We start from the raw sequence: 17,404 nt of genomic DNA on the forward strand, positions 1-17,404 counted from the left end.
AGCTAACAAAGCAGCCAACACCAAATCCGGCGTTTTCTTCGCCCAATATAGTCTTAAATAGCCACCCCAATGAGCTACCTACCACCAAGTAAATCAAGAGGAAGAGCACGCCGAATGCCGCCAACTTAAGGGAAAAAATAACAATCAGGTCTATTAGCTCTATCAAAGCTCTCCCCCTTCACCCAGCAGCCGGCGGGCGATCAGCAGTTTCATGATTTCGTTGGTGCCTTCCAGAATGCGGTGCACCCGGGTATCGCGCACATGGCGCTCCAGCGGGTACTCTCGAATGTAGCCATAGCCGCCGTAAAGCTGCAGCGCTCGATCGCAGACTCTAAAACCCACGTCGGTGGCAAAACGTTTGGCCATGGCGCAATAGGTAGTGGCGTCGGCATGTCCGGCATCCAGCCGGCTGGCGGCCAGCCGCACCAGCTGCCGTGCCGCCGTCAGCTCGGTGGCCATGTCGGCCAGGGTGAACTGCAGCGCCTGAAACTCCGCCAGCTTGCGGCCAAACTGACTGCGCTCCTGCAGGTAATTGCACGCCAGGTTCAGCGCCTGTTGCGCCGTGCCCAGCGAGCAGCTGGCGATATTGATACGGCCACCGTCCAGCCCTTTCATGGCGAGCTTGAAGCCCTCTCCTTCCCGCCCCAGCAGCTGACGGGCGGACACCCGCACACCGTCAAAGGTCACACTGCGGGTGGGCTGACTGTTCCAGCCCATCTTGTCTTCCGGCCGGCCGTATTCAATGCCGGGGCTGTCGGCATTCAGGGCAAAGGCGGAAATGCCGCCGGGACCCTCACCGCCGGTGCGGGCCATCACCACCAGCACCTGAGTGCTGCCCGCCCCCGAAATAAACATCTTGCTGCCGGTCAGTTCATAGTCTTCACCCACCTTCTTCGCCTGGGTTTTAAGGGACGCCGCATCGGAGCCGGCATTGGGTTCGGTGAGGCAATAGGAGCCCAGCAAACGGCCGCTGGTCATGCCTTCCCGCCACGGCTCCCAAACCGCTTTTTCTGCGGTGCTGGCAATCATCCAGGTGACCATATTGTGAATGGTGAGAAAGGCGGTGGTAGAGGTGCAGCCCATGGCCAGCCGTTCAAAAATAAGGCTGGCATCGAGCCGGGACAGACCCAGGCCACCGGCGGCCTCTGGGGTATACAGCGCGCAAAAGCCCAGCTCGCCGGCCTGTTGCAGGGTGTCCACCGGAAAGTGATGCTCTCTGTCCCACTGCGCCGCATGGGGCGCCAGCGCCTTGTCGGCAAAGTCTCCCGCCAGCGCCACAAAGGCCCGCTGATCCTCATTCAGTTCAAAATCCATGAGCCCTCCTGGCTGACAACCAAAAGCTGCAAAGTTGACTGTAAGTTCCTGCCCGCCTCCGGACAAAGGGCACTACTTCGCCGACACGCCGTAAACCCTTCCATGGGGGCTCCGCTGCGCATCTGACCGCCATGGATGGCGGGAATGCCGAAAATGCAGGAGCAATTCTCGGCCCTGCGCAGAGGGTACGGCGAAGCAGACACCCTTTGCCCTTCGGGAAAATGCCGAGTTGCCTGACGGCATTCATCAGGCGGCGCCGGCGTGAAGCGAAGAAGCTGCAGGGATTGCCGGAGCCGACCGTCAAATGCCAGGGATGGCATTTGCCGAGCGCTACATGGATGTACTCGCAGCGTGTCGGCGCAGGTAACCCTGCTGATTCATCGCTTGGCGGAACTCGCAGACAACAGACGCTCCGCCAGTCTCCCGCCGTATTCGTCATTTGAGGTGGATCGACAGATTGGGGCCGGCCACGACATCGTCGTCGAACCAGCGGGCGGTCACGGTTTTGGTTTCGGTGTAAAAGCGCACCGCCTGTTTACCGTAGGCGTGCAGATCGCCGTAAAAGGAGCCGCGCCAGCCGGTAAAGGAGAAAAACGGCAGCGGTACCGGAATGGGTACGTTAATGCCCACTTGCCCCACCTGTATGTCCATCTGGTATTTGCGCGCCGCCGCCCCCGAGGCGGTAAAAATGGAAGTGCCGTTGCCGTAAGGGTTGGCGTTGACCAGGGCAATGGCCTCATTCAAGGTGTCGGCTGTCATTAACAACAGCACGGGACCAAAGATTTCTTCGGTGTAAATGCGCATGGTGGGGGTGACGCCGGCAAACAGGGTGGGCCCCACCCAGTTGCCGTTAGGATGACCACTCACGGAGCACTGGCTTCCATCCAACAAACAGTCGGCCCCTTCCTGCTTGCCCGTCTCAATCAGCCCCAGCACTCGGGTTTTGGCGGCCTGGCTGATGAGCGGGCCATAGCCCGCCTCGGGGTCATTCCAGGCACCGGGCTGCACTTTCGCCAGTGCTTCTTTAATGTCGGGAATCCACGCCTGCGCCTCGCCCACCAGCACCCCCACCGAAATGGCCATGCAGCGCTGGCCGGCGGCGCCCACGGACGCGCCCACCAGATTGTTGATGGCCTGCTGCTTGTTGGCATCAGGCATCACCACCATGTGGTTTTTGGCGCCAGCAAACACCTGCGCTCGCTTTAACCGGTCGGTGGCGGTGCGATACACATGCCGGCCCACCGCCACCGAGCCCACAAAAGACACGGCGGCAATATCATCATGGGTCAGCAGCCGATCCACCACCTCGGCGCCGCCATGCACAATATTGAGCAGGCCATCCGGCGCTCCCGCTTCTCGAAACAGCTTGGCCAGCTCCATGGGCACCAAGGGATCCTGTTCGGACGGTTTCAGCACAAAGGTATTGCCACAGGCGATGGCCAGGGGAAACATCCACAGCGGGATCATGGCCGGAAAATTAAAGGGAGTGATGCCCAGGCACACCCCCAGGGGCTGGCTGAAGCTGTAACAGTCCACCCCGGACGCCACATCGGCCTGGGTTTCCCCCAGGGTCAGAGAGCTCACATTGGCGGCCTGCTCCACCACTTCTATACCCCGCCAGACATCACCTTTGGCATCTTCGAGGGTTTTACCCGTGTCCTGGCTGAGCAACTGCGCCAGCTCGTCATGCCGTTCCTTGAGCAGGGCCTGGTAGCGCAGCATCAGCCGGGCCCGCTCCGGCACCGACACTCGCCGCCACTGCGCAAAGGCGGCCTTCGCCGCCGCTACCGCCTCGATAACTTCGTCGTCGGTGGCGCAGGGCAGACGCGCAATCAGCTTCTGGCTGGCCGGGTTGGTTACTTCCAACCAGGTTTGAGTCTGGCTCTGCACCATGCTGCCGTTTATCAGCAGCGGAACCTGATAGGCCATGGGTCACCTCATTCACACAGTTCAATCGCCAGCGCCGTGGCTTCGCCACCGCCAATACACAGGGCCGCCACACCCTTGCTCAACCCGCGCCGGCGCAGGGCATGGAGCAGGGTTACCACAATGCGGGCGCCGCTGGCGCCGATGGGGTGACCGAGGGCACAGGCACCGCCGTTAACGTTCACCTTGTCCGCCCCCAGGCCCAGCTCCTTCATGGCCAGCAGGGTAACCACCGCAAAGGCCTCGTTGATTTCAAATAGATCCACTTCCTTCGCATTCCAGCCCTGTTGCTTCAGTAGCTTCTGAATGGCACCGATGGGCGCCAGGGTAAATTCGGCGGGCAATTGTGCGTGGGTGGCATGGCCCAACACGCGAGCCAGCGGCTTCAGGCCCAGTTCCTCCGCTTTGTCTTTCGTGGTCAGTATCAGAGCGGCGGCACCGTCGGAAATGGAGCTGGAGTTGGCGGCGGTCACGGTGCCGTCTTTGGCAAAGGCGGGTTTGAGGGTGGGTATTTTTTTCAGGTCTGCATTGCCTGGTTGCTCGTCGGTGTCGACCAGCGTGTTGCCTTTGCGCCCAGCCACGGTGACCGGGGCGATTTCCTCGCGAAAGTCTCCCTCGAGAATGGCCCGTTGCGCCCGATGCAATGAGGCGATGGCAAAGTCATCCATTTGTTGCCGGGTGATACCAAAATCGTCGGCGGTGCGCTGAGCAAAGCAGCCCATCAGGTCGCCCTCGAAGGCATCTTCCAGACCATCGAGAAACATGTGATCCTGCAACTGACCATGACCCAGGCGCAACCCGGCCCGGGCCTTGGGAAGCAGATAAGGGGCCAGGCTCATGCTCTCCATGCCGCCAGCCACCATGACCGAAGCGGAGCCCGCCATTAACTGGTCATAAGCCAGCATCAACGCCTTCATGCCCGAGCCGCACATCTTGTTGACCGTAGTGCAGGGCGCCGACACCGGCAGCCCCGCTCCCAGCGCTGCCTGTCGTGCCGGAGCCTGGCCCTGACCGGCAGGCAGCACACAGCCCATCACCACCTCGTCCACTTGCCCGGCATTTACTCCGCTTCGCGCCAGCGCGGCGCCAATGGCGACGGAGCCCAGCCGGTGGGCGGGTTCATTACCCAGCGCGCCCATCAGTCCGCCCATGGGGGTACGGGCGGCGGCAACAATCACAATCTGATTTCCTGTGCTCATGCTGGCCTCGTTGCTGAAAATGCCTTTGTCGGTTAAAGCTTAGCTGGCTCCCGCTGACTATAGTTAATGCATTCAAACGAACCCCAGCTTGCCTGGCGCTCAGGAGGTGACATGGCCCCTTACCCCACCCTGGATCTTGATCTGGGCGGAATGCATACCTTGCTCAGGGAGCAGGTAGCCGCCTTTGCCGGTAAGGAAATTGCCCCCCTGGCCGAGGCCATCGACCGGGACAACCGCTTTCCTGCCGAGCTATGGCCCAGGCTGGGCGACATGGGGCTGTTTGGCATTACCGTGTCAGAGGAAATGGGCGGCGTGAACATGGGCTATCTGGCTCATGTACTGGCCATGGAAGAGATCAGCCGGGCCTCGGCTTCGGTGGGGCTGTCTTACGGTGCCCACTCCAATCTGTGTGTGAATCAAATTCACCGCCATGGCAGTGAGGAGCAGCAACACAAATACCTGCCCGCCCTGCTCAGCGGAGAACATATCGGCGCCCTGGCCATGTCCGAGCCCGGGGCCGGCTCCGACGTGGTGGCCATGAAGCTCAGCGCCAGACAAGACGGCGATCACTTTGTGCTGAACGGTAACAAGATGTGGATCACCAACGGCCCGGATGCTCGAGTGTTTGTGGTGTATGCCAAGACCAATCCGCAGGCCGGGGCCAGGGGCATCAGCGCCTTTATTGTGGAAGCCGGCACCCCCGGGTTTTCCACGGCGCAGAAGCTCGACAAGCTTGGCATGCGCGGCTCCAACACCTGCGAACTGGTGTTTCAGGACTGCCGGGTGCCCGCCGCCAATCTGCTGGGGCCACTGAATGAAGGCGTGAGCGTACTGATGAGCGGCCTGGATACCGAGCGGCTGGTGCTCTCCGGCGGGCCGCTCGGCATTATGGCGGCGGCCATGGATCTGGTGGTGCCCTATGTGCGCGAGCGCAAGCAGTTTGGCCAGGCCATTGGCGAATTTCAGCTGGTGCAGGGCAAGCTTGCCGACATGTATACCCGCATGAACGCCGCCCGCTGTTATACCTACATGACCGCCATGGCCGCTGACAGAGGCAGGCTCAGCCGTCAGGACGCCGCCGGGGTCATTCTGCTCGCCGCCGAAACCGCCACCCAGGTCGCCCTCGACGCCATTCAGCTGCTCGGCGGCAACGGCTATATCAATGAGTACCCCGCCGGCCGCCTGCTGCGGGACGCCAAGCTCTATGAAATCGGTGCCGGCACCTCGGAGATTCGGCGCATGCTGATCGGCCGGGAACTGGTGCGCGAACCCTAAGGAGCCGTTATGACCCAGTTTGTCAGCCGGGTACAGCCGGCCTCAGCGGAGTTTATTGCCAACCACAGCACCATGGCCGCCGAGGTGACGGCCCTGCGTGAACAGGTGGCCGCCATTGCCGAGGGCGGCGGGGCCGAAAGCACAAAGCGCCACCGGGCCAGAGGCAAACTGCTGGCACGGGAGCGCATTGCCGCCTTGCTGGATGAGGGCGCGCCCTTTCTGGAGCTGTCGCAGCTGGCGGCGCTCAACGTGTATGACGAGCCGGTGCCGGCGGCGGGCATCATCACCGGCATTGGCCGGGTGCAGGGGGTGGAGTGCATGATTGTGGCCAACGACGCCACGGTCAAGGGCGGCACCTATTACCCACTCACGGTAAAAAAACACCTGCGGGCCCAGGCCATTGCCGAACGCTGTCGCCTGCCCTGCCTGTATCTGGTGGACTCCGGCGGCGCTCACCTGCCCAGCCAGGATGAAGTCTTTCCCGACAGAGAGCACTTTGGCCGCATTTTTTTTAATCAGGCACGCATGTCCGCCGCCGGTATTCCACAACTGGCGGTGGTCATGGGCCTGTGTACCGCCGGCGGCGCCTATGTCCCGGCCATGGCGGACGAGTCCATTATGGTGCGCAATCAGGCCACCATTTTTCTCGGTGGTCCGCCTCTGGTCAGGGCTGCCACCGGCGAGGTGGTCAGTGCCGAGGAGCTGGGCGGTGCCGGCGTGCACACACAACAGTCCGGGGTGGCGGATCATGCCGCCGATGACGATCACCAGGCGCTGGCCCAGGCCCGCCGGCTGGTGGCCAACCTCAACCATGCACCGGTGCCGCCACCGCCTCGCGAGCCTCGCCCTCCGCGCTACGCCATTGATGAACTCTACGGCATTGTCGGCACCAGTCTGCGCACCCCCTTTGAAGTGCGGGAGGTGATCGCCCGGCTGGTGGATGATTCTGTGCTGGACGAATTCAAGCGCGACTATGGCCCCACCCTGGTCACCGGCTTTGCGCACCTGCACGGCTACCCGGTGGGCATTATCGCCAACAACGGCATTCTGTTCAGCGAATCGGCCCAAAAGGGGGCCCACTTTATCGAGCTGTGCTGCCAGCGAAAGATTCCCCTGCTGTTTCTGCAGAACATCACCGGTTTTATGGTGGGCAAAAAATACGAGGCCGAAGGCATTGCCAAGCACGGTGCCAAGCTGGTGACGGCGGTGGCCTGTGCCAGCGTGCCCAAGGTGACACTTATCATCGGCGGCAGCTTTGGCGCCGGTAACTACGGCATGTGCGGCCGGGCCTATGATCCCGACTTTTTGTGGTGCTGGCCCAATGCCCGCATTTCGGTGATGGGCGGCGAGCAGGCCGCCAATGTTCTCGCCACTGTGCGCCGGGATGCCCTGGCAAAAGCCGGCAAGGACTGGTCCGCCGAAGAGGAGGCCGCCTTTAAAGACCCCATTATCGAGCGTTACGAGCAGCAGGGGCATCCTTGGTATGCCAGCGCCCGGCTGTGGGACGACGGCGTCATTGATCCCAAAGACAGCCGCGCCGTGTTGGCCATGAGCCTGGCGCTGGCAGGCAATCGCACCCAATCCCCCACCCGCTTCGGCGTGTTTCGCATGTAAGGAGGCGTAATGTCCGAACCCGTGCTGCTGCAACCCGCCGGCAGGGGAGTATGGGAGCTGGCACTGAACAACCCCGAGCGCCGCAATGCGCTTAACGAAGCCACCATAGCCGCCTTTCATGCTCGCCTGAATGAAGCCGAAGCCGAGCCGGCCCTGCGCCTGCTGGTGCTCAGGGCAGAGGGCAAGCACTTTTGCGCCGGGGCGGATCTGGGCTGGATGCAGCGGGCCGCCCGGTTAAGTCCGGAACATAACCGCGCCGATGCCGCCCGGCTGGCCGAGCTGCTGTGGCGGCTGGACCGTTTTGCCCACCCTACTGTTGCGTTGGTGCAGGGGGCGGCCTACGGCGGGGCGCTGGGGCTGGTATGCGCCTGTGATGTGGTTGTCGCCGCCGATGATGCCCGCTTTTGCCTGAGCGAGACTCGCCTCGGGCTAATTCCCGCCACCATCTCCCCCTATGTGCTGCGGGTGCTGGGCGCCCGTCAGGCCCGGCGCTATATGCTGAGTGCCGAGGTCATAGATGCCATCCGCGCCGAACGACTGGGGCTGGTGCATGAAGTAACTACGCAGCCCTTGCAGCAGGCCGCCGCGCCCGTGATTGAGTCGCTGCTGCGGGGCGGCCCTCGAGCACAGATCGCGGCCAAGGCGCTGATTCGGGACTATGCCGGCCGGCCGGTAAACAAGGCGCTGGTAACTGACAGCGCACAGCGACTGGCCGCCCTGCGCGTCACCGATGAAGCCCGGGAAGGGCTGGCCGCCTTTCTGGACAAGCGCACTCCGAACTGGGAGGACGACTCATGCTGACCAGACTGCTGGTGGCCAACCGGGGCGAGATTGCCTGCCGAGTGCTGCGCACCGCGCGCCGGCTGGGGCTGCATACCATGGCCGTGTATTCCGATGCCGACCGCCACGCCCTGCATGTGGACATGGCCGACGAGGCCTGGTGCATAGGCCCGGCACCGGCGGCGAAGAGTTACCTTAATCAGGCGGCGCTGCTGGAGATTGCCGGCGCCTGCGGTGCCGATGCGGTGCATCCGGGCTACGGCTTTCTCTCGGAAAATGCCGGCTTTGCGCAGGCCTGTGCCGACACCAACCTGGTGTTTGTGGGGCCGCCTCCATCCGCCATTGCCGCCATGGGCGACAAGGCCGCCGCCAAGGCGCTGATGGCGTCTGCCGGTGTGCCCCTGGTGCCCGGTTATCACGGCGAGGAGCAGAGCAATGAACGGCTGAAAACCGAGGCCGCTGCCTGCGGCTACCCGCTGTTGCTTAAAGCCGTGGCCGGCGGCGGCGGCAAGGGCATGCGCGTTGTGCATACCCCTGCCGAGTTCGATGAGGCGCTGGCCGCCGCCCGGCGGGAGGCTAGGGCCGCCTTTGGCAACGACGCCATGCTGCTGGAGCGCTACCTGCCCGCGGCCCGCCATGTGGAAGTGCAGGTGTTCTGCGACGCTCACGGCAACGGCCTCTACCTCTCGGAGCGGGACTGCTCGGTGCAGCGCCGCCATCAGAAAATTCTGGAAGAAGCCCCCGCCCCCGGACTAAGCCCGGCCACCCGCACCGCCATGGGGGAAGCGGCGGTGCGCGCCGCTCAGGCCATCGACTATCGCGGCGCCGGCACCGTAGAGTTTCTCTATACCGACGACGGCCACTTTTACTTTATGGAGATGAACACTCGATTGCAGGTGGAGCACCCGGTGACCGAGCTGATCACCGGACTGGATCTGGTGGAATGGCAGTTGCGGGTGGCGGCGGGCGAGCCCCTGCCACTTACTCAGGAGCAAGTAACCATTCGGGGACACGCGGTAGAAGCCCGCATCTACGCCGAAGACGCCGAGCACGGCTTTTTGCCCGCCGCCGGCACCCTGCATGTGCTGCGCGAGCCGGCTACCTCGGAACGAGTGCGCCTCGACACAGGGGTGCGTGAGGGCGACGAAGTCGGCATTTACTATGATCCGCTGATCGCCAAACTGATCGTGCATGATCAAACCCGTGACGCCGCCCTGGCCGGGCTGGCACAAGCACTGGGGCAGTACCGAATCGGCGGGGTGAAAACCAATATCGGCTTTTTGCACCGCCTGTGCCGTCACTCGGCCTTTATCAACGAAGAGCTGCACACTCAATTTATCGAGCAGCATGAATCCAGACTGTTTACAGCGCCGACTCTTGCCAGCGGCGAGGTGCTGGCGCTGGGGGCACTGGCTTATGCTCTGCTTCTGCCACCACGTGGCACCTCCCCCTTTGCTGCCGCCACCGGCTGGCGGCTGAACCAGCCCGCCATTCACTCACTGCGGCTGGACTATGCCGGCGATATTGATGCAATCACACTGACCGCCACCGAGTCCGGCTGGCGAGCAAAAGTGAGTGGACAAGAGTTTGATCTGCAGGGCGAGTTGGCCGGTGAGCAGCTAAGGGTGACCATGAATGAGCGCCGGCTCAGCCTGTATATAGCCGGGTACGGCTCTCAGCTTTGGCTGTTTTATCGGGGTCAGCGCTTTGATCTGCACAGAGTGAATGACGAAGCCGGCAGCACCCAGCACGGCGCCGGCGGCGGCCTCACCGCCCCCATGCCCGGACTGGTGAACGAACTGAAGGTGGTCGAAGGCGACCAGGTAACGGAAGGCCAGACCCTGCTGGTGCTGGAAGCCATGAAAATGGAGCATCCCATTCGCGCGCCCATGGCGGGCAAAGTGGCGGCCATCCACTTTCGCGCCGGGGAGCAGGTGAGTGAAGGAGACGAGCTACTACGGCTGGAGGCCGATGATGGATAGCGTCAGACTGGTGGAAATGGGCCCCCGGGACGGCCTGCAGAACGAGCCGGTACAAGTGCCCACCCATATCAAAATCGAGCTGGTGGAACGGCTGGCCGACTGCGGCCTGACGCATATCGAGGCCGCCAGTTTTGTCTCCCCCAAGTGGGTGCCGCAAATGGCGGACGGCAGTGAGGTATTAACCGCTATTCGCCGGCGGCAAGGGGTTATTTACTCGGCGCTGACTCCCAATGTTAAAGGCCTGGAAGCGGCGCTGGCCGCGGGTGCCGATGAAGTGGCAGTGTTTACCGCCGCTTCCGAAAGCTTTTGCCGAAAAAACATCAACTGCTCGGTAGCGCAAAGCCTTGAGCGCTTTACCCCGGTACTGCAGCTGGCCCACGAGCACGGCCTGCGGGTGCGCGGCTATGTCTCCACCGTGCTGGGCTGCCCCTATGAAGGCGACATTACCCCCGCCGCCGTGGCCCGGGTTGCCGGCGCGCTGTACCGCCTGGGCTGCGATGAAATCTCTTTGGGCGATACCATTGGCACGGGCACGCCGAAAAAGGCCATCGCCATGTTGTCTGCGGTACGCCAGGAAGTCCCCCTGGCGCGGCTGGCGGCCCATTTTCACGATACCTACGGCCAGGCCCTGGCCAACCTTTATGCGGTGCTGGAGCAGGGCCTGCGCATTATCGACAGCTCGGTGGCTGGCCTGGGAGGTTGCCCCTATGCGAAAGGGGCCACCGGCAATGTGGCCAGCGAAGACGTGGTCTATCTGCTGCACGGCCTGGGCCTGGAAACCGGCGTAAACCTTGACCGGCTGGTGCACACCGGCCGCTGGATCAGCCGGCGGCTGGGCCGGGTGAACGGGGCAAAAACGGGCCTTGCCTGGCACCCCAACAAGTAAGGAGTCAATTGACATCAGAAAACCTCGTAATGATAATGCCTCTCACTATGGAATATTCATGACAGCCTCATGCTCCAGCGAGCCCAGGATTACATAGACAACTTCACCCTTTACGATCTGGTGCAACACCGTCGCTTTGGTGCCGAGTATCAACCCATAGTGGAACTGAGCAGTGGCGATATCATGGGCTGGGAAGCCTTGGCGCGCTTTTATACCCCCAGCGGCGATACCTTGCGTCCGGATCGCGTATTTGAGGCTCTGCACAGCGATAACCTCAGCCTGTTCAGCGTTGAGCATCAAATGAAGTCGCTGCAAATTGCTCAAGCTCCCGGCCAGGGGGACTTGTTTCTGAACCTGGACCCTCATGCCTTTGCCCTGTTCGGCCGGGATCCCCGCAACCCTTTACTGGAACTCTTCGCAGATCGGGACCGGCTGGTGGTAGAAATCATCGAAAACAGTGACGCCAACGATGCCCTGTACAGCGCCAGCATGAGCGACGCCCTGCGCGGACTGGGATTAAAGCTGGCGCTGGATGATATTGGCGCGCCCGACAGTATGCTGTCCTTTGAGCTGCTGGTGGATATGGATTACCTGAAGCTGGATCGCTCCTGGCTGAAGCCCGGGCAGTCGGAGCAGCGTCAGCAGCTGCTGCTGGCCCTGTGCCGCTTTGCCAGAAATTGTGGCAAACCCATAGTACTGGAAGGGGTCGAGCGGCAGGAAGATCTGGAAGTGGCCCGCCGACTGGGGGTCGACTATGTGCAGGGCTTTCTTTACCGGTCCCTGTTTAAAACCATTAAGGTTTAACTCGAGTCCCCAGCCCCAGTCCTCTGAATAAAAAAGGGAGCCGAAGCTCCCTTTTTAGTGTTTTAATCCGCCAACCTTACTGGTTAACGAACTCCACACCTTTCTGAATGTCGCCACGCAGGGTTTCCAGCATGCCGTCCATTGCCGCCTGTTCAAAGGCGCTGATGTCACCGTAGGGCAGCACTTTTTCCACGCCGTTCTTGCCGAGCAGTACCGGCTGGGCGAAGAATTCAGCGTGCTCGCTGCCGCCGTCTACATAGGTGCACTCAACCACGTTGGCTTCACCCTGCATGGCCTTGACCAGAGACAGCGCGAAACGGCAAGCAGCCTGACCCATGGACAGGGTGGCGGAGCCGCCACCGGCCTTGGCTTCAACCACTTCGGTACCGGCGTTCTGAATGCGGTAGGTCAGCTTCTCGATTTCCTCGTCGGAGAAGGAAGCGCCTTCCACCTGGGACAGCAGCGGCAGAATGGTCACACCGCTGTGGCCACCGATAACCGGAACCTTGACTTCAGACACGTTCAGGCCCTTGGCTTCGGCCACGAAAGTCTCGGCGCGGATCACGTCCAGGGTAGTGATGCCGAACAGCTTGTTCTTGTCGTATACACCGGCCTTTTTCAGTACTTCGGCGGCAATCGGTACAGTGGTGTTCACCGGGTTGGTGATGATGCCGATGCAGGCCTGCGGGCAGGCGGCAGCGGCTTTTTCGATCAGGTTCTTGACGATGCCGGCGTTCACGTTGAACAGGTCGGCACGGTCCATGCCCGGCTTGCGGGCCACACCGGCGGAGATCAGCACGATGTCGGCGCCGGTCAGGGCCGGAGTGGGATCTTCACCACCAAAACCAACCACGCTTACGGCGGTGGGGATGTGGCTCAGATCGGCAGCAACGCCGGGAGTGACAGGAGCGATATCATACAGGCTCAGTTCAGAGCCGGCAGGCAGGTTGTTCTTCAACAGCAGGGCGAGAGCCTGGCCGATACCACCGGCAGCTCCGAGTACGGCAACTTTCATAGCTGAACTCCGTTTATTATTGAATAGTTATACGTTTCCTAGGCCTATGCAAAATAGCGAAACCGCCGTGCAAACACAATGCCCAGGCCCATCAAATGTAACAGTTCTGTGAGCCAGCCGGCTCATTCATCCCTGTTGCTGAAACGCCAGCGCACGCCGCTCCAGCAACCGGAACAGCCAGGTCAACAGGCTGTTCATCAGCAGGTAGATTACTCCGGCCACGCCGAATACCGTCAGGGTGTCGTAGGTCTGGCCGTTGATGCGCTGGGCCAAGCCCATAATGTCCATAATGGAGATGGTGCTGGCCAGGGAACTGCCCTTGAGCACCAGCACCACCTCGTTGGAATAGGCCGGAATCACTCGGCGCATGGCGTGGCGCAACTTCACACTCAGGGTCTGCCATTCGCTCATGCCGAGCGCGCGGCAGGCCAGGGTTTCGCCCTTGGGCACCGCGTCCAGTGCGCCCTTGAACAACCGGCAGGTGTAGGCGCCGGCATTCATGCCCAGGGCCAGAATGGCACAGAACATTGGCTCGCGCAGATACTGCCAGGCCCAGCTTTGCTTGATGCTGTCGAACTGGGCCGGGCCGTAGTAGATCAGAAAGATCTGCACCAGCAAGGGCGTTCCGGTGATCAGCAGCAAATAGCCTTCCGCCAGCCAGTTCAGCACCGGTACCCGCTTGTCCAGGATCCAGGTCAGCAACAGGGCGATCACCAGGCCCAGCAGCAGGCCGGTGGTGGTGATCAGCAAGGTGATCTGCAGGCCGTCCAGCAAGGCAAGGGAGTAATCGAGCAATTTAGTCATAGCGGGTCACCCTCGCCTGCAGTCGTTTCAGGCCCTGCTGGCTGATCAGGGTAATGGCCAAATAGATCAGCGCCGCCGAGGCATACCAGGTAAAGGGCTCATAGGTACTGGCCGCCGCGGTCTTGGCCTGATGCATAAGATCATGCACGCCAATCAACGACACCAGCGCGGTGTCTTTCAGCAACACCAGCCACTGGTTGCCGAGCCCCGGCAGGGCATGGCGCCAGGCCTGGGGCAGCACGATGCGAAAAAAGCTGTACAAGGGGGGCAAACCCAGTGCCAGGGCCGCCTGCCGCTGGCCGCGAGACACCGCATTGAGCGCCCCGCGCAGGGTTTGGGCGCCATAGGCGGCAAACAGCAACGACAGTGCGGTCACCCCGCACCAGAACGGGCTGAATTCAATGTATTCCCCGGTCAGCAAAAACAGCAAATGGGTGGAGCCAAAATAGATAAAGAACACCACCAGAATTTCCGGCAGGCCACGCAGCACGGTAGTGAGCGCGGACGCCGGCAGCCGCAACAGCCGCCAGCGGCTCATTTCCGCGCCGCAGAACAGCATGGCCAGCACCATGCCCACCACCAACGAGACCAATGCCAGCCCGAGGGTCATCAGGCCGGCATTAAACAGATGCGTCATCATCAGTGCGGGAAGTACTTGCCGTAGAGCCGATCATAGGTGCCGTTGGCCTTAAGTTCGGCCAGGCCCTGGTTGAGCTTGTCGAGCAGTTCCTGGTTGCCCTTGGTGACGGCAATGCCAAAGCCGGTGCCAAAGTAGTTGTCGTCGGTCACCGCCTCGCCTACGACGTCATAGCCTTCGGACTTGGCCAGCCAGTCACCCACCACGGCGGTGTCGGCAAACACGGCTTCAATGCGGCCGTTGGTCAGATCCAGCAGGGCGTCCTGCACGCTCGGGTAGGCACGGGGATCCAGGCCATCGCTTTCAAGGTTGTCCTGAATGTACTTCTGGTGCGAGGTGCCGTTCTGCACGCCCACGGTTTTGTCCTTGAGGGCCTCAATGGCATTGAACTGGCCGGCGGGTGCCACAAACACCGCAGAGTTCTCGTAGTAGATGTCGCTGAAGTCGACCTGCTCGGCCCGCTCCGGAGTAATGTCCATGGCGGCGATGGCGGCATGATAGCGCTTGAACTTGAGGCTGGGGATCAGGCTGTCAAAGGCCTGATTGTGAAAGCTGCACTCAAGCTCTGCCACTTCACACAGGGCCTTGGCCAGATCGATGTCAAACCCCTGCATTTCGTTGTTGTCGTCAACGAATTCAAAGGGAGGATAGGCGGCGTTGGTCACGAACTTTACTTCGTCGGCCTGGGCGGCGGTGCTGCCGGCGGCGGCCAGCAGGGCCAGGGACAACAGGGTCTTTTTCATGGGTATGTCCTTATCAATGAGTCAGAAATTCCGCCAGACGCTTGGTCTGGGGATGGTCAAGCAAAGCAGCGTCGCCGTATTCCACCAGCTTGCCCTGCTCCAGATAGGCGACCTTGGTCGCCACTCGGCGGGCAAAGCCGACTTCGTGGGTAACGATCACCTGGGTAATACCGGTTTTGCCCAGTTGTAAAATGATCTCCGCCACCTCCTTGGTGATCTCCGGATCCAGCGCCGCCGTGGGTTCGTCAAACAACAACACCTCGGGGTTCATCATCAGTGCCCGGGCGATGGCCACCCGCTGCTGCTGGCCACCGGACAAGGCACCGGGCCAGGCCTGACGCTTGTCGGCCAGCTTGAGCTGAGCCAACAGGCCGGCGGCCTTGTCTCTGGCCTCGGCCTTGTTCATGCCCAGCACCTTGAGCGGGGCTTCCAGCAAGTTTTGCTCCACGGTCAGATGGGGCCACAGATGGTATTGCTGAAACACCATGCCCACCTTGCGGCGCAACTCCTGCGCCCGTCTTGCCAGACGGCCGTTGTCGTCGGCGGGAAAGCTGAATTGCTCACCGGCCATGGCCAGGGTGCCGGCATCCGGCACATCCAGCAGGTTCATCAGCCTGAGCAAAGAACTTTTTCCTGCGCCACTGGGCCCAAGTAGCACTAATGTCTCTCCGGCGTCGCATTGCAGCGAAACCTGGCTTAAAATTTCCTGCCCGGCCCAGGACTTGCTTATGCCGCTGAATTCTATGCCCATGCGCTATGTTCACTTCATCTGTCAGAGTCTTTGGCTGATTTTATTTTGCATTATTGTTAATGCAAGCTAAATCTGCATCTTTATGCAAGATAAATGACTATTCCTTGATAAAACCCCATAACGGATAGACAATATGCCCCATTCACTCACGCTCGGTCGGCTGCAAAAAATGAACGAAAAACAGGAACAACTGGTCAAGGCATTCAAGGCGTTGCTTAAAGAGGAACGCTTTGGCTCCCAGGCGGAAATCGTTAATGCCCTGCAGGAGCTGGGGTTTGAAAACATCAACCAGTCCAAGGTGTCACGCATGCTGAGCAAATTCGGCGCCGTGCGTACCCGCAATGCCAAGATGGAAATGGTGTATTGCCTGCCGGTCGAACTGGGCGTGCCCACCAGCAGCAGCCAGCTCAAGAACCTGGTGCTGGACGTGGGTCACAACAGCGCGCTGATTGTCATTCATACCAGCCCGGGGGCGGCCCAGCTCATCGCCCGCATGCTCGACTCCCTTGGCCGGGCCGAAGGCATTCTCGGCACCATTGCCGGCGATGACACCATCTTTATTACCCCCACCAAGGAAACCCCCATCGAAGAGCTGTACCAGAGCGTACTGGAGCTGTTCGAACAATACGTGTAAGCGAACGCACCAAGAGGGGTGAAGAGTAAGGGGTGAGGCGCCCTGAGCGCCAGTGCGCAGTCCCCCTCACTCCTCTCCCCTCCCTTTTCACTCGGGGTTACGCATCCCCCTGCGATAACAGCCAGTTTTCCGATGGCGCGAAAAACGCGGCGCCGGTTTCCGCCCGGGTAAACAGTGTTAAATGATCAAAATTCCCCTGCTCGTCACGCCGGTACATGCTCTCCAGCATGCGGGTAAAGTGTAGTGGCGTACGGCAGCAGGAAATAAACACCAGTCCCTGCTCGGTGGCACTGCCCCAGGGCATGCTCTGGCGCAGAATTTCCATGCTGTTGCCGTTGGTGTCCTTCAGGCTGGTACGCCGGGTATGGGCGGTCATCGGTTTGTCGGCTGCAGCATACTCGATGTTATCGGCCTTGGTGCGGCCATAAATGTCTTCCTGCGTCTTCAGCGCCAGCTTTTGCCAGCGGGCCATGCGGTGATGGTAGCGCTGTACATGCACATAGCTGCCGCCGGCAAAGGGCCCCTCGGCCACCAGGGCAACGGTTGCCCTGTCTTCGCCTTGCGGGTTTTCGGTGCCGTCCACAAAGCCGGTCATGTCGCGGCTATCCAGGTAACGAAAGCCCTGGCGCTCGTCCTTGAGCTCCACCATTCCTGCCAGCAGCGCCATCACCTTCTGCACCGCGATATAGGCCACGTCGAGGCGATCGGCACGCAGCTGAAAGAACAGATCAAAGGGCGTTTCCGGCGCCGCGCGTTCGCCTTCTCCCTGGGCCGGAAAGGCACGCAGCTCGGCGGGGCGCTGCCGTGGATACAGCTCGTCCCAGGCCTGGTGACCGATGGCCACCAGGCCGGAAAAGGCGGCATTCGAATAAGTATCGGCCAGCTCCCGCCACAACGCGGGCACGGCCTTGAGCTTGTTTCTTACCTCGGACTGATGGCCGGGTAAAATATTGAAAAACAGGTAATGGGCGTGAAGATTGGGTTCGGCGCAAATGCCGGCTTGTGCTGTCATTCTTTGCTCTTCCATTGCTTCAAAAGAG

Annotated in this window: 16 protein-coding genes; 7 read left to right on the top strand and 9 right to left on the bottom strand. The window is 61.3% G+C overall.

Annotated features, from left to right (window positions below; all coding sequences use genetic code 11):
* Nucleotides 1-162 precede the first annotated feature (162 nt).
* From B6S08_RS08750 to B6S08_RS08760, 3 genes are all read right to left on the bottom strand, one after another.
* A complete protein-coding gene (locus B6S08_RS08750; protein WP_094200328.1) occupies nt 163-1,314 on the bottom strand; it encodes an acyl-CoA dehydrogenase family protein in 1,152 nt (383 codons plus the stop codon).
* Between the two features lie 435 nt (nt 1,315-1,749).
* Entirely contained in the window at nt 1,750-3,243 is a 1,494-nt protein-coding gene (locus B6S08_RS08755) for a CoA-acylating methylmalonate-semialdehyde dehydrogenase (protein ID WP_094200329.1), read from the bottom strand.
* Nucleotides 3,244-3,251: 8 nt separating this feature from the next.
* Nucleotides 3,252-4,439, bottom strand: coding sequence for an acetyl-CoA C-acyltransferase (locus B6S08_RS08760; protein WP_094200330.1), 1,188 nt, complete (start codon nt 4,437-4,439; stop codon nt 3,252-3,254).
* 111 nt (nt 4,440-4,550) lie between these two features.
* Here B6S08_RS08760 and B6S08_RS08765 point away from each other — a divergent pair, with 111 nt between their 5' ends.
* The 6 genes from B6S08_RS08765 to B6S08_RS08790 all read left to right on the top strand — a co-directional run bounded on the left by B6S08_RS08765 (nt 4,551) and on the right by B6S08_RS08790 (nt 11,780).
* The gene (locus tag B6S08_RS08765) at nt 4,551-5,714 is read left to right on the top strand and encodes an isovaleryl-CoA dehydrogenase (RefSeq protein ID WP_094200331.1); all 1,164 of its coding nucleotides are present in this window, start codon (nt 4,551-4,553) and stop codon (nt 5,712-5,714) included.
* Between the two features lie 9 nt (nt 5,715-5,723).
* A complete protein-coding gene (locus B6S08_RS08770) occupies nt 5,724-7,328 on the top strand; it encodes a carboxyl transferase domain-containing protein (protein WP_094200332.1) in 1,605 nt (534 codons plus the stop codon).
* A gap of 9 nt (nt 7,329-7,337) precedes the next feature.
* Nucleotides 7,338-8,129 (top strand): enoyl-CoA hydratase-related protein, encoded by a 792-nt coding sequence (locus B6S08_RS08775; protein WP_094200333.1) that lies wholly within the window; start codon nt 7,338-7,340, stop codon nt 8,127-8,129.
* Entirely contained in the window at nt 8,123-10,090 is a 1,968-nt protein-coding gene (locus B6S08_RS08780; protein ID WP_094200334.1) for an acetyl/propionyl/methylcrotonyl-CoA carboxylase subunit alpha, read from the top strand. The genes B6S08_RS08775 and B6S08_RS08780 overlap by 7 nt, the downstream gene beginning before the upstream one ends.
* A complete protein-coding gene (locus B6S08_RS08785; RefSeq protein WP_094200335.1) occupies nt 10,083-10,976 on the top strand; it encodes a hydroxymethylglutaryl-CoA lyase in 894 nt (297 codons plus the stop codon). The genes B6S08_RS08780 and B6S08_RS08785 overlap by 8 nt, the downstream gene beginning before the upstream one ends.
* Nucleotides 10,977-11,045: 69 nt before the next feature.
* Nucleotides 11,046-11,780 carry an EAL domain-containing protein gene (locus tag B6S08_RS08790; protein WP_094200336.1) on the top strand — a complete coding sequence of 245 codons (735 nt, stop codon included), beginning with the start codon at nt 11,046-11,048 and terminating at the stop codon, nt 11,778-11,780.
* Between the two features lie 76 nt (nt 11,781-11,856).
* On the opposite strand, the gene mdh is transcribed toward B6S08_RS08790, so the two are convergent.
* From mdh to B6S08_RS08815, 5 genes are all read right to left on the bottom strand, one after another.
* The gene (mdh, locus tag B6S08_RS08795; protein WP_094200337.1) at nt 11,857-12,795 is read right to left on the bottom strand and encodes a malate dehydrogenase; all 939 of its coding nucleotides are present in this window, start codon (nt 12,793-12,795) and stop codon (nt 11,857-11,859) included.
* A 126-nt stretch (nt 12,796-12,921) separates the two neighbouring features.
* On the bottom strand, nt 12,922-13,590 hold the full coding sequence (gene artM / locus B6S08_RS08800) for an arginine ABC transporter permease ArtM (protein WP_206063608.1): 669 nt from the start codon (nt 13,588-13,590) through the stop codon (nt 12,922-12,924).
* Nucleotide 13,591: 1 nt separating this feature from the next.
* Nucleotides 13,592-14,239 carry an arginine ABC transporter permease ArtQ gene (gene artQ, locus B6S08_RS08805; RefSeq protein ID WP_094200339.1) on the bottom strand — a complete coding sequence of 216 codons (648 nt, stop codon included), beginning with the start codon at nt 14,237-14,239 and terminating at the stop codon, nt 13,592-13,594.
* On the bottom strand, nt 14,239-14,979 hold the full coding sequence (locus tag B6S08_RS08810) for a lysine/arginine/ornithine ABC transporter substrate-binding protein (RefSeq protein ID WP_094200340.1): 741 nt from the start codon (nt 14,977-14,979) through the stop codon (nt 14,239-14,241). Before B6S08_RS08810 ends, artQ begins: the two co-directional genes overlap by 1 nt.
* A 13-nt stretch (nt 14,980-14,992) precedes the next feature.
* Nucleotides 14,993-15,730 (bottom strand): ATP-binding cassette domain-containing protein, encoded by a 738-nt coding sequence (locus B6S08_RS08815; RefSeq protein ID WP_094200341.1) that lies wholly within the window; start codon nt 15,728-15,730, stop codon nt 14,993-14,995.
* Nucleotides 15,731-15,863: 133 nt separating this feature from the next.
* Between B6S08_RS08815 and argR the strand changes: the two genes are divergently transcribed.
* Nucleotides 15,864-16,364: a transcriptional regulator ArgR gene (argR, locus tag B6S08_RS08820; protein ID WP_240919634.1), complete on the top strand. Its 501-nt coding sequence runs from the start codon at nt 15,864-15,866 to the stop codon at nt 16,362-16,364.
* Nucleotides 16,365-16,461: 97 nt separating this feature from the next.
* On the opposite strand, the gene B6S08_RS08825 is transcribed toward argR, so the two are convergent.
* Nucleotides 16,462-17,376: a Dyp-type peroxidase gene (locus tag B6S08_RS08825; protein WP_094200342.1), complete on the bottom strand. Its 915-nt coding sequence runs from the start codon at nt 17,374-17,376 to the stop codon at nt 16,462-16,464.
* Between the last annotated feature and the right edge of the window lie 28 nt (nt 17,377-17,404).

The organism is Oceanimonas doudoroffii, from assembly GCF_002242685.1.
GTDB lineage: Bacteria > Pseudomonadota > Gammaproteobacteria > Enterobacterales > Aeromonadaceae > Oceanimonas > Oceanimonas doudoroffii.